The sequence below is a fragment of the Streptomyces sp. NPDC048523 genome (genome assembly GCF_043199815.1).
Taxonomy (GTDB): Bacteria; Actinomycetota; Actinomycetes; order Streptomycetales; family Streptomycetaceae; genus Streptomyces.
This window is the reverse complement of sequence record NZ_JBICWQ010000001.1, coordinates 1307091-1319469: the sequence shown is the minus strand read 5'-3', so window position 1 is coordinate 1319469 and position 12379 is coordinate 1307091. Positions and strand designations below refer to the sequence as shown.

Sequence of the window (12379 nt, the reverse complement as noted above, 5' to 3'; positions counted from 1 at the left end):
GGGGACGATCGACGGGTTCCGCTCACTCCGCCTGCTCGCGTCCGGCCAGCCGCACCTCTTCGTAGTCCAGGGCGGCCTGGAGCCGGCGCAGCACCGTGTCGTCGATGTCGCGTTCGTCGCGGAGCCGGACGATCGTCGCCCGCTTGTGGGCGATGAGGGCCAGGCCGAGATCCGTGTAATGGCGGTTGTGGAGCAGGGCGGGATCGTCGTCGGAACCCGAGCCCTTGGCCCGCGCCGCCGCCAGGTGAGCCTCGTACTCCTGACGCAGCCATTCGATGACCCGTGGGTCGGCGCCCTGTTCGGCGGCGAGCCGCGGCAGTGCCTCGATGGCTTCCTCCGTTGCCGTGGTCTCGGCGAGGATCTGCTCCTCGTCGACCGACGTGTCGCGCGGCAGCCGGGCCCAGCGCACCACGCGCGGCAGCAGCAGCCCTTGCACCACGAGCGTCACCACGATGACACCGGAGGTCACGAAGACGATGAAGGCGCGGTCCGGGAAGGGCTCACCCGAGTCCAGGGCCTCCGGTACGGAGAGTGCCACGGCGAGCGACACGGCACCCCGGAAGCCCGCGAACCCGCTGACGACACGGGCCCGGTGACTCATCCTCCGCAGCCGCTGCTGCGGACGCCGGTCGATGGCGCGGATCAGGTAGGCGGAGGAGAACAGGAACGCGAACCGGACCGCGACCAGCACCACGCTGACCACTCCGACGGCTATCAGGGCGTCCTGGAGGTCGTCCCGGCTCAAGTGGCGCAGCGCGTACTGCAGTTCCACTCCCACCAGGACGAACAGCGTGCCGTTGATGATGAACGTGGCCAGCGGCCAGAAGGCCAGCGCCTGGCGGCGATGGTCGGCCCGGATGAGACTGGGAGCCACCTGGGCCATGATCAGCCCGCTCACGACGACCGCGAGGACACCCGAGGCCTGGATCAGCTCGGCGAGCAGATACGCCGTGAACGGGGCCAGGATCATGACGAGATTGCCGAGCAGGGGATCGTCCAGGCGGCGTCGCAGGTTCATGTTGATCCAGGCGACCAGCACGCCGATCGCGGCCCCGCCGCCGTAGGCCAGGAGGAACAGTCCGCCGACGTGCGGCAAGGTGAGGTGTTCCTCGCCGACGGTCAGACCGACCGCCAGCCCGAAGATCACCAGAGCGGTGCCGTCGTTGACGAGGCTCTCGGCCCGCAGCACGGTGACCTGACGACGCGGCAGGGCACCGGCCAGGGCGCCGACCGCGGTGGCGTCCGTGGGAGCCACGGCCGCGCCCAGCACCCACGCCGGTCCCCACGGCAGCCCCAGCGCATGACCGGCGACCGACACCGCCCCCGCGGTGAGGATCACGAGGACCGTGCTGAGCAGGACGATGCCGCGCAGGTTCGAACGGATCTCCCGCATCGACGTGGTCAGGCTCTCCCAGTACAGCAGCACGGGAAGGAAGAGCAACAGCACTACTTCCGGCGGCAGTTGGGTCTGGCGGACCGCCGGGACGATCCCGAGGAGAGCGCCCACGACGAGCAGCGGGACGGGCGGCGCGAGGCCGAAGCGCTGCCCCAGGACGTTGCCCACCAGCACGGCCGCGCCGAGGGCGACGACGAGTTCTAGACCGAGCATGGCGCTTGCTCCTGTGACGGGCGGGCTGTCGGCGGGAGCTCAGCGGTCTGCACGGGGAACGTCCCGCTCATCGGGGGACCAGCCGCAGTGTCGTCGAGCGGGCGGCGACCATGGGGTCGACGTACGCGCCGCCGAAGCGGCCGTACTTGGTGCGGTACGCCGTGTCGATACGGTCATTGCTCTCGGCGTCCGCCACCTCGACGAAGGCGACGTCCTTGTCGACGCCGCCGCAGCGGATGTGTCCTTCGCGGCTCGTGCGGGCCGTGTGCCACCATGCACCGTCGGTGCCTCGGAAGGAGCGGACGTACAGGTCGTCACCGTCGCGGACCACCCAGATCGGCACCGGCCTCCGCAAAGTGCCGTCACTGAGAAGCGGCGCCATCTCCAACTCGTCGGCCCCGGCGATGCGGTTGAGCTCGTCGCTGGTCCATGCGGTCATCGGTGCTGCTCCAGTCTGCGTGATGCGGTGCGAACGGGAAGGCGGCCTCAGGTCAGGGACGCAGCAGCGCCTTGACGGCGCGGCGCTCGTCCATGGCCTTGTAACCTTCGGCGACGTCGTCCAGGGGCAGGGTGAGGTCGAAGACCTTGCCCGGGTTGATACGGCCGCTGACGACGCGCTCGATGAGATCGGGAAGGTAGGCCCGCACGGGGGCGGGACCACCACGCAGCCCGACATGGGAGAAGAAGAGCTCCTGGCCGTCGATCCGCACGTCGTGCGGCATGCCGACGAAGCCGACGTTGCCGCCGGGGCGGGTGGACTGCAGGGCCTGGTGCATCGACTCCTGGGTGCCGACGCACTCGAGGACGGAGTCGGCGCCGACGCCGTCCGTCAGTTCCTTGACGCGGGCGACACCTTCCTCACCCCGCTCGGTGACGATGTCGGTGGCACCGAACTCCAGGGCCAGCTTCTGCCGGGATTCGTGCCGACTCATCGCGATGATCCGCTCGGCGCCCAGTTCCTTCGCCGCGATGACGCCGGACAGTCCCACCGCGCCGTCGCCGACGACCACCGCCGTCGCACCGGGCTCGACCTCGGCCGCCCTGGCGGCGTACCACCCGGTGCCCATGACGTCGGACAGGGTCAGCAGACTCGGGATCAGCTCCGCGGCCGGCTGCTCCGGAAGGGCGACCAGGGTGCCGTCGGCGAGCGGGATACGGACGTACTCGGCCTGGCAGCCGTTGGGGAAGTCACGGTGCAGGCAGTTGGTCTGGTAGCCGGCCCGGCAGTTCGGGCAGGTGTTGTCGGAGGCGATGAACGAGCCGATGACGAACTGGCCGGGCCCGACGGTCGAGACGTCACTGCCGATCTCCTCGACGACGCCGACGTACTCGTGGCCGATCGGCTGCGGCCCGGTGACCGGGTTGATGCCCCGGTAGCTCCACAGGTCGGAGCCGCACACACAGGTCGCGACGGTGCGGATGACCGCGTCCGTGGGGGCCACGATCTTCGGCTCGGGGACGTTCTCCACCCGGATGTCACCGGGGGCGTGAATGAAGGTTGCTCGCATGGTGCTGTCTCAGTTCTCGTCGGATCTGGCGGGGTCAGGGACGGGTGAGGGTGCCGTGGTACTCGGTGTCCCGGTGCTTGAACCGGACGATGGCGGGCGGTTCTGGAGGGGCCTCAGCCGGACTCGTCGGCCTTGTCCACGATCTCCTTGAGCTGGTTCATCGCGGTCATGGCGTTGGGCCAGCCGGCGTAGAACGCCAGATGGGTGATGGCCTCGATCAGCTCGTCCTTGGTCATGCCGTTCTCCAGCGCCTTGCCGAGGTGGAAGGCGAGCTGGTCGGTGCGGTACAGGGAGGCGAGTGCGATGACGGTGACCAGGCTGCGGTCGCGCGGGGACAGCCCCGGCCGCTCCCAGATGTCGCCGAACAGGACCGTATCGGTCACCTCCGCCAGCTTGGGAGCGAATTCCTGGATCGCGGGCGGCGCGAATTTCTTCCGGTCGGGCATGGGGGTTACTCCTTGCGTATGTTCTGTATTCAGGCCGCCGGGTATTCGACTGACGGCTGGCTCGCCCAAAGGGCTGGAATTAGGGAAGCCGACCACGTCATCGACCCTGCCAGCATTGCGCGAAGCCGCAATGGGGAGAGTTCCACCCTGGGAAAGACTTATCCAGGGAAGGATCCTTCCCCCCCTTGCGAGGACCGGGCACCGAGACAATGGACGCGCGCCTGGAGCAGGGGCGTGTCCCCGTGAAGAAGCCTTCTTGGTGCACTCGCCCGTGCCGACGTCGTGCTCGGCCCACCACATGACACGCCGGCCCAGTACGCAAGGGTGCGTACTGGGCCGGCAGAAGATCCACGCAGCTGGGGCGTCAGCTCAGCGCCTTGAGCACCTCTCGGGCCAGCGGAGTCGCCGAGCCCGGGTTCTGGCCGGTGAACAGGGTGCGGTCGACCACGACGTGCGGGGTGAACGGATCGGCCTCGCGGTAGTCCGCCCCGAGATCGCCCACGAGACGGTCCTGCAGCAGCCATTTCGCACGGTCCGCGAGACCGTTCTGCTTCTCCTCGGCATTGGAGAGGCCGGTCAGGCGGTAGCCGGTGAACGGGGACGTCCCGTCGGGGCCGATGGTGGCCAGCAGGGCGGCGGGGCCGTGGCACACCAGGGACACCGGCTTGCCCGAGGCGAGCCACTCGGTGAGCAGTTTCCCGGACTCGGCGTTGTCGGGGAGGTCCTCCATCGGGCCCCAGCCGCCGGGGTAGAAGACGGCCGCGTAGTCGTCGATGTCCACGTCCTCGATGCGCAGCGGGTTCGCCAACTCGGTGGCCTTCCGCAGTGCGGTCCGCATGCGCTCGGCGCCTTCCTCGCCGCCGTTGAAGTCCGGGGTGAGGCTGAGGGCGTCGGCGGTGGGGGGCACGCCGCCGGGGGTCGCGGCGGCGATCTCGTGTCCGGCCTCCTTGAAGACCTGGAACGGGCCGAGGGCTTCCTCGGCCCAGAACCCGGCCGGCTGGCGGGTGCCGTCGGCCAGCGTCCAGTGGTCGGACGCGGTGATCACGAAGAGGATCTTCGCCATGGGTAATCTCCCGGTGCTGGTCTCAGCCGTTCAGGGCTTCTTGGAGGAGGTGGCTGTCGGCGGCCTGCCGCATCCGTGCGAGCCTGCCCTCGCGGACGGTCCACAGGTGGATGAACCGGACGTCGGCCTTGTTCCCGCCCTTCGTCTCGGCGTGGTAGTGCCCGTGCACGAAGACGTGGTCGTCGTCGGCTCCGTAGAACTCCTCGGCCACCGCGCCGAAGGACTCGTAGCTCGGCATCATCACGCCGAAGAAGTCCTGCGCCACGTGGTCCCAGCCGTGGTAGACGCCGCTGTTCGGGAAGCCCGGAGTGATGTCCCAGACAAGGTCGGGGGCCATGACTTCCTTGGTGACCTCGGGCGCCATTCCGGAGTCGTACAGCCGGCGGACGAGGGCGACGTTCGGGGAGTCGGACATGGTGCGCTCCTTACGGGTGGGGGAGTGGAGAGGCGAATGCTGGAAAGGGGGACGCGCGCCCAGTGCTCCGCGGTGGCGAAGTCCGATGTGGGGACCGATCCAGTACAGGCCGTGCCGACGCGACGATCTTGCTCGGTGCGTTACCGAGCTTTCCACGGGAAGAGCGCCGTGTGAGGGGGAAGAATTTTTCCCCTGCATATCCTTCTCCGGGCAACCGATCCCCCTTCCGGGACCGGCGGAAAGGCACGGACCTCGGGAAATATTGCGCCCGTGCCGGTGCCGCCTCCGGCCGTCGCCGGTCCGCGCCGCTGGACGCTCCCACGGGCTCGGTCCAACCTGTTGACGTGTTACACGTCACATGAGTACCGTCCTGGCAATTCACTCCGCTTGAAACGATTCAATCCATGAGGTTGCCGTGCTCCGTAAACGCTCGCTCGTCTTTCGACTCCTCAGAGGTTTTGTCGTCCTGGCCGTCGTGGCAGGCGTGCCCATGCTGCGGGACCCCGTGTCCGCCGCCGCATCGGCGCCGGACGCGCCGTTCACCGTGCAGGCGCTGACCGCCAACGGCCGGGTGAATCCGCTGGGCATCGGGGACGAGGAGCCCGTCTTCGGATGGCAGTTGGCGTCTTCCCGGCGGGCGGCGTCGCAGAGGGCCTACGAGGTCCAGGTCGGACACAGGCCGGGCTCGACCGACGTGTGGTCGTCCGGCAAGGTGGCGTCGGGCCGTCAGGTCGGCGTGCGGTACGGCGGGCCCGCCCTGAAGGCGGGCACTCGTTACCACTGGCGCGTCCGGGCCTGGGACGACAGGGGAGTCGCGAGTCCGTGGAGCGCGACCGCCTATTTCGAGACCGGCCTGCCGGCTCCCGCCGACTGGGGCGGCGCCCAGTGGATCACTCGCCCCGCGGCTCCGAGCGAGCTGGACAAGTGGACCGACTACACCGCCACGGTCGAGTTCAAGCTCGACAGCGCCGCGTTCGGCATGTTCCTGCGTGCCTCGGACGTGAGCAACGGGTACATGTGGCAGTTCAACGTCACGGGCCCGACCCCGATGCTGAGACTGCACAAGCAGGTCAAGGGCAACTACACCGTGGTTCAGGAGGTTGATCTCGCGTCCTACGGCTTCACCGACGCGAGTCTCCTCGCCGACCGGCACACCGTCCGCTACGACGTGGCGGGGGACACCATCAGGACGAACCTCGACGGCAAGCTGGTCAACACCTTCACCGACTCCACGTTCGCGAAGGGTTACGTGGGTTTCCGCACCCACGCATGCTGTGGGGAACGCGGCACCGTCTACGACGCCGTCGTGACCGGCGCCGACGGCGGCACGCTGCTGGACACCGACTTCGGGTCGGGCCGCAACCCGTTCACCGGTGGTGAGATTGTCGACTCCGCCCTCGTCGTGTCCGGCACCACGGACGCCCTCTACGCATCCGCGTCCCGGCCCCTGCCGCTGCTGCGCAAGGACTTCACGACCAAGGCCGGCAAGAGGATCGCCTCCGCGCGCGTCTACGCCTCCGCGCTCGGCCTCTACGAGCTGGAGATCAACGGCAGGCCGGTCGGCGACCAGGTGCTCGCCCCGGGCTGGACGGACTACGAAAAGCGCGTCCAGTCCCAGACCTACGACGTGACGAAGCTGCTCGACAGCGGCGACAACGTCATCGGCGCATCCCTGGCGGACGGTTGGTGGGCCGGCAAGGTCGGGCTTGGCTGGACCCACCAGTACGGGGACACCCCCGCTCTCGTGGCGAAGATCCGCGTCACCTACACCGACGGCTCCGTCCAGTGGATCGCCACGGACGGTTCATGGAAGGCGTCGGACGGGCCCTTCGTGAAGGCCGACCTCCAGGACGGCGAGACGTACGACGCCCGTCTGGAGCCGTCGGGCTGGAGCCGGCCGGGCTTCGACGACGCGAAGTGGGAGCCCGTCGCGAGCGTGGACTCGCGAACCGCACACCTGGTCCCGCAGAGTGACGAGCCGGTGCGCGAGACCCGGATCCTCCCGGCCCGGAAGATGACCGAGCCCACCCCCGGGACCTACGTCTACGACCTCGGCCAGAACATGGTCGGCGTGTCACGGCTGAACCTGACCGGCTCCGCCGGACGGACGGTCAGGATCCGCTACGCGGAAGTCCTCAACAAGAACGGCACCCTCTACACCGACAACTTCCGCAGCGCCAAGGTCACCGACCGCTACACCTTCGCCGAGACCGGCACGGTCACCTACGAACCCACCTTCACCCAGCACGGGTTCCGCTACATCGAGATCACCGGCGTGAACCAGCCTCCCGCGCTCTCCGACGTCAAGGGCGTCGTATGGGGATCCGACCTCCCCACCACCGGCACGCTGAAGACCTCGGACAGCATGCTCAACCAGCTGGTGAGCAACATTTCCTGGAGCCAACGGGGCAACTTCCTCTCCATCCCCACCGACACGCCCGCCCGCGACGAACGCCTGGGCTGGACGGGGGACATCAGCCTGTTCGCGCCGACGGCCAACTACCTGGTCGACACCCGCGCGTTCCTGTCCCACTGGATGGCGGACGTACGCAACTCCCAGTACCCCAACGGCGACCTGCCGGCGGTCGTACCGGCCCCTCAGGGCCAGTTCGGCGACAGCGGTGTCGGCTGGTCCGACGTGATGATCACCGTGCCGTACTCGGTGTGGCACGCGTACGACGACACCAGCATCCTGCGGGAGAACTACCCCGCCATGCAGAAGTTCTTCCAGTTCGTGCGCGACAGCGCCGGACCGGACCTTCTCGAGCCCGGCCGTACCACCTTCTTCACCAACGACTGGCTGAACCTGGACGACCCGACCGAGCAGGGCGTCCTGGGCACGGCCTACTACGCCGAGAACGCCCGCATGATGGCGGAGACGGCCAAGGCCCTGGGCGATGACGCGGCGGCGTCCGACTACGGCAAGCTCTCCGCCGACATCCGAGACGCCTTCACCAAGGCCTATGTGGCCGCCGACGGCACGGTCAAGGGCAACTCCCAGACCGGGTACGCGATGGCCCTCGCCATGAACCTGGTCTCGGATCCGGCACTGGTCGACAAGGTCGGGAGCAGGTTCGTGGCCAAACTGGCGCTCACCGACTACCACCTGCGGACCGGCTTCATCGGCACACCGCTGCTGCTGCCCGCGCTGAGCAGGATCGGCCGGGACGACCTGGCCTACAAGATGCTGCTGCACACGGACTACCCGTCCTGGGGCTACGAAGTCGCCCATGGTGCCACCACCGTGTGGGAGCGCTGGAACTCGATCATGCCCAACGGCGACTTCGGCCCGGTCGACATGAACTCCTTCAACCACTACGCCTACGGCGCCGTGGGCGACTGGATGTTCCAGAACATCGGCGGCATCTCCGCGCTCGAGCCCGGCTACAAGCGCTCCCGGATCGCGCCGGTACCCGGCGGGAACCTGACGGAAGGCACCGGAAACCTCACCACCGTCCACGGCCGCCTGTCCTCGCGGTGGAGCATCCGCAACGGCACCTTCGATCTGGAGGTGAAGATCCCGGTCAACACCGTCGCGGAGGTCCACATACCGGCGACGGGCCGGTCGGCGGTGACCGAGGGCGGCCGACCGGCCGAGAAGGCCAAGGGCGTCCGGTTCCTCCGGATGGAGAACGGAGCTGCGGTGTTCGAGGTCGGCTCGGGAACCTACGACTTCGCCGCAGACGCCGCCCTCGGCGGCTGAGTGGCCGAAGAGGGGCTGCCCGGCTCCACGGTTCCGGTCACGATCAGTGGCCGGAACCGTGGCTTTGGATTGCCGTGCCCTTGAGGCGACGGTGCCGCACGCCGCCGCCGTTCACAGACTCTGACCGATCTCCCGCACGGCCGCCAGCAAGGGGCGGGACAACTCCGCCAGGCTCGCGCGCGTGCACCGGACCGACGGAGCCGCGACCGCCACGGCGGCCACGGCGGTGCCCGTGCGGTCGCGCACGCATGCGCCGATGGCGTGCACCCCGCGCTCGCTCTCCTGCAGATTGATCGCGTAGCCGGACCGCCGCACCGACACCAGCTCGTGGAACAGGCGCTCCACGTCGTCGGATGCGTCGGCCCGCTCGCCGGGGAGCCCGTTGGGGTAGAGGGCTCGCAGCCGGTCCGCCGGCAGCGCGGCGAGCAGGGCCTTGCCGCCCGAGGTCACGTGCGCGGGCAGGAGGGTGCCGGTGCGGTAGCTGACGCGCAGCGCCTGGGGACCCTCCACGCCGTCCAGGAAGCGGGCCGCGTTGCCTTCGAGCACCATCAGGTGGGTCGTCTCGCGGACGGCGTCCGCCAGCCGTTGCAGGTGAGGGCGGGCGATGGTGATCAGGTCCGGGGGAGGGCCCGCCTGGCTTCCCCTGATCGCCTGGAGGGCCGGGCCCGGCCGGTAGACCTTGTGGCGGTCCTGCGCCGCGAATCCCTCGAAGACGAGCATCGCCAGGATCCGGTGCGCGGTCGAGCGCGCGACGCCGAGCCGGTCCGCGACGTCCATCACCCGCAGCTCGTCGAGCTCGTGCAGCAGCCGTACGACGCGCAGGGCGTTGCCGGCCGCGCTCACCGGATACGAGGGGCTGGGCGAACGGTCCGTCGAATTCTCCATAGCGGAATCCTACCCTTCAGCGATTCCGGTGAGGGGAAACGTCGGCGTAGCGTCAGGGAAACAGCGCCGCAGATGCGCGCTTGTTCCGGCGGTCGCCGCACACACGACGTGGAGGTTTCCGTGACCGATACCACCAGCGAACAGACCGAGCGCAAGCTGCTCGACGAGCTGTACGCGGACTTCGAGGACGCGGGTCTGATCCCGCTGTGGACCCAGGTGGACGGCCTCATGCCGATGTCGCCGCAGCCCGCCGCGGTCCCGCACCTGTGGCGGTGGGCGCAGCTGCTGCCCATCGCGCAGCGCTCCGGAGAGCTCGTGCCGGTGGGCCGTGGCGGCGAGCGCCGCGCCATGGCCCTGTCCAACCCCGGGCTGCCGGGCCTGCCTTACGCCACTCCGACCCTGTGGACCGCGATCCAGTACCTGGGCCCGCGCGAGGTCGCCCCCTCGCACCGGCACAGCCAGGGAGCCTTCCGGTTCGTGCTCGAAGGCGAAGGCGTGTGGACCAACGTCGACGGGGACGCGGTCGCGATGCGGCGCGGTGACCTGCTGCTCACACCGAGCTGGGCCTACCACGAGCACCAGAACGTCACCGACCGGCCGATGGCCTGGCTCGACGGCCTCGACATCCCGCTCGTCTCCCAACTCGACGGCGGATTCTTCGAGTTCGGCCCCGACGAGCTCTCCACCCGCGCAACTCCCGAGCGCTCGCGCGGCGAACGGCTGTGGGGACAGCCCGGACTGCGTCCCATCAGCCGGCCCGACCAGCCCAACTCCCCGCTGAACGCCTATCGCTGGGAGCACACCGACGCCGCCCTGACCGCCCAGCTGGAGCTGGAGGACGAAGGCGTACCCGGCGTGATCGAGCCCGGGCATGCCGGGATCCGCTTCTCCAACCCCACCACCGGCAGGGACGCCCTGGTCACGATGCGCACCGAGATGCGCCGGCTGCGGGCCGGCACCCGGACCGCCCCGGTGCGCACGGTCGGCTCCGCGGTCTGGCAGGTGTTCGAGGGCGAGGCGGTCGCCCACGTCGGCGACAAGGTCTTCGAGATCGCCAAGGGGGACCTGTTCGTCGTCCCGTCCTGGTGCGAGGTCTCACTGTCCGCCCGTACCCAGGTCGACCTCTTCCGTTTCAGCGACGAGCCCGTCTACGAGGCCCTCGGTCTCGCCCGTACCTCCCGAGGAGAACACAAGTGAAGCTCGCCACCATCCGGGTCAACGGCGGCACGCGTGCCGTCCGCGTCGACGAGGACAAGGCCGTCGACCTCGGCGAGAGCGACCTGGTGGCCTTCCTGCGCCACACCGACTGGGCGGCGCGCGCCGCGGACGCCGCCGGTGAGACGTACGAAGGTGCCCTGGACTACGCCCCCGTGGTCGTCGCCCCGGAGAAGGTCGTGTGCGTCGGCCTCAACTACCGCACCCACATCCTGGAGATGGGGCGCGAACTTCCCTCGCACCCCACACTGTTCTCCAAGTTCGCGCGGGCGCTGGTCGGCGCCTACGACGACGTGACGCTGCCCGCCTCCTCCGCGCAGATGGACTGGGAAGCCGAACTCGGCGTCGTCATCGGGGCCGAGGTCCGGCACGCCGACACCGAGCAGGCAAGGGCCGCGATCGCCGGGTACACCGTGCTCAACGACGTCACCGCCCGCGACTGGCAGTACCGCACCACCCAGTGGGACCAGGGCAAGACCTTCGAGGCCACCACCCCCATCGGCCCCTGGCTGGTGACCGCCGACGACCCCGCGGTGTCCGCCCAGGGCCTGAGCCTGACCTGTGAGGTCGACGGCGACACGGTCCAGAAGGCCGACACCGGCGACCTCGTCTTCGACCCGGCCACACTCGTCGCGTACCTGTCCGAGATCGTCACGCTGGTGCCCGGCGACGTCATCGCCACCGGCACTCCGGGCGGGGTCGGCCACGCCCGCAAGCCCGCCCGCTATCTGCAGGACGGTACGCGCCTCGTCACCCGGATCGAGGGCATCGGCGAGACCCGCAACACCTGCCGCCGGGAGACGCGGTGAGCGCACGCCCGGCAGCGATGCTGGAGCAGGCGGCCAAGGGCACGGCGGCCTTCGAGGCCGCCGTGCACGGGCTGACCGACCCGGGACTCACCAGGCCCTCGTACCTGCCGGGCTGGAGCCGGGCCCACCTCGTCGCCCATGTCGCCCGCAACGCCGACGCACTCGTCAACCTGCTGACCTGGGCGCGGACCGGTGTCGAGACGCCCATGTACGCCAGTGGCGACCAGCGTGCGCGTGAGATCGAGAAGGGCGCCCGGCGCCCGGCCGCACAACTGCGTGCGGAACTGCTCGCGGCCGACAGTCGTCTCGTCGAGGAACTCGCCGCGCTGCCCGACGCGTGCTGGACGGCGACCGTCCGCACCGCGCGAGGCCGTGAGGTGCCCGCCTCCCAGGTGCCCTGGATGCGGGTGCGCGAGGTATGGGTCCACGCCGTCGACCTGAGCGTCGACACCAGTTTCGACGACGTCCCGCACGACGTGTGTGCGGCCCTCGTCGACGACGTGGCCGCTTCCTTCCGGGGGCGGCCGGACTGTCCCGCCGTCCGGTTGCGGTCCGAGGACGGGCCCCACACCTGGCTTCTGGGCGACTCGGCCGGCGCCGAGCCGGTCGTGGTCCGTGGTGACCTGCCCAGCCTGGCCGCCTATGCGACCGGGCGCCCCGTACCCGGCCCCCTGTACCCCGCCGGCGGGGGAACCCTGCCGAAGCTGCCCGCGTGGCTGTGAGCAC

Annotated in this window: 11 protein-coding genes; 4 read left to right on the top strand and 7 right to left on the bottom strand. The window is 69.6% G+C overall.

The window, feature by feature from the left end:
- Positions 1-22: 22 nt before the first annotated feature.
- The 6 genes from ACGFWE_RS06005 to ACGFWE_RS05980 all read right to left on the bottom strand — a co-directional run bounded on the left by ACGFWE_RS06005 (position 23) and on the right by ACGFWE_RS05980 (position 5041).
- On the bottom strand, positions 23-1609 hold the full coding sequence (locus tag ACGFWE_RS06005) for a Na+/H+ antiporter (RefSeq protein WP_393598192.1): 1587 nt from the start codon (positions 1607-1609) through the stop codon (positions 23-25).
- Between the two features lie 67 nt (positions 1610-1676).
- Positions 1677-2048, bottom strand: a complete 372-nt coding sequence (locus ACGFWE_RS06000; protein ID WP_393598190.1) for a DUF2255 family protein — start codon at positions 2046-2048, stop codon at positions 1677-1679.
- Positions 2049-2100: 52 nt separating this feature from the next.
- Complete coding sequence (locus ACGFWE_RS05995; protein ID WP_352380909.1) at positions 2101-3117, bottom strand: zinc-dependent alcohol dehydrogenase family protein; 1017 nt, start codon at positions 3115-3117, stop codon at positions 2101-2103.
- A gap of 113 nt (positions 3118-3230) precedes the next feature.
- A complete protein-coding gene (locus ACGFWE_RS05990) occupies positions 3231-3563 on the bottom strand; it encodes a carboxymuconolactone decarboxylase family protein (protein WP_393598188.1) in 333 nt (110 codons plus the stop codon).
- A gap of 364 nt (positions 3564-3927) precedes the next feature.
- Positions 3928-4626, bottom strand: a complete 699-nt coding sequence (locus ACGFWE_RS05985) for a type 1 glutamine amidotransferase domain-containing protein (protein ID WP_393598187.1) — start codon at positions 4624-4626, stop codon at positions 3928-3930.
- 22 nt (positions 4627-4648) lie between these two features.
- On the bottom strand, positions 4649-5041 hold the full coding sequence (locus ACGFWE_RS05980; RefSeq protein ID WP_393598185.1) for a nuclear transport factor 2 family protein: 393 nt from the start codon (positions 5039-5041) through the stop codon (positions 4649-4651).
- Between the two features lie 475 nt (positions 5042-5516).
- Between ACGFWE_RS05980 and ACGFWE_RS05975 the strand changes: the two genes are divergently transcribed.
- On the top strand, positions 5517-8744 hold the full coding sequence (locus tag ACGFWE_RS05975) for a family 78 glycoside hydrolase catalytic domain (RefSeq protein WP_393598183.1): 3228 nt from the start codon (positions 5517-5519) through the stop codon (positions 8742-8744).
- Positions 8745-8855: 111 nt separating this feature from the next.
- Here the strand turns inward: ACGFWE_RS05975 and ACGFWE_RS05970 are convergent, their stop codons facing one another.
- Entirely contained in the window at positions 8856-9629 is a 774-nt protein-coding gene (locus ACGFWE_RS05970) for an IclR family transcriptional regulator (RefSeq protein ID WP_393598181.1), read from the bottom strand.
- 120 nt (positions 9630-9749) lie between these two features.
- Here ACGFWE_RS05970 and ACGFWE_RS05965 point away from each other — a divergent pair, with 120 nt between their 5' ends.
- The 3 genes from ACGFWE_RS05965 to ACGFWE_RS05955 are packed head-to-tail and all read left to right on the top strand — an operon-like array spanning position 9750 to position 12375.
- Complete coding sequence (locus tag ACGFWE_RS05965) at positions 9750-10826, top strand: cupin domain-containing protein (RefSeq protein WP_352380898.1); 1077 nt, start codon at positions 9750-9752, stop codon at positions 10824-10826.
- A complete protein-coding gene (locus ACGFWE_RS05960) occupies positions 10823-11653 on the top strand; it encodes a fumarylacetoacetate hydrolase family protein (RefSeq protein WP_393598179.1) in 831 nt (276 codons plus the stop codon). The genes ACGFWE_RS05965 and ACGFWE_RS05960 overlap by 4 nt, the downstream gene beginning before the upstream one ends.
- A complete protein-coding gene (locus tag ACGFWE_RS05955; RefSeq protein WP_393598177.1) occupies positions 11650-12375 on the top strand; it encodes a maleylpyruvate isomerase family mycothiol-dependent enzyme in 726 nt (241 codons plus the stop codon). Before ACGFWE_RS05960 ends, ACGFWE_RS05955 begins: the two co-directional genes overlap by 4 nt.
- The last annotated feature ends 4 nt before the right edge of the window (positions 12376-12379 follow it).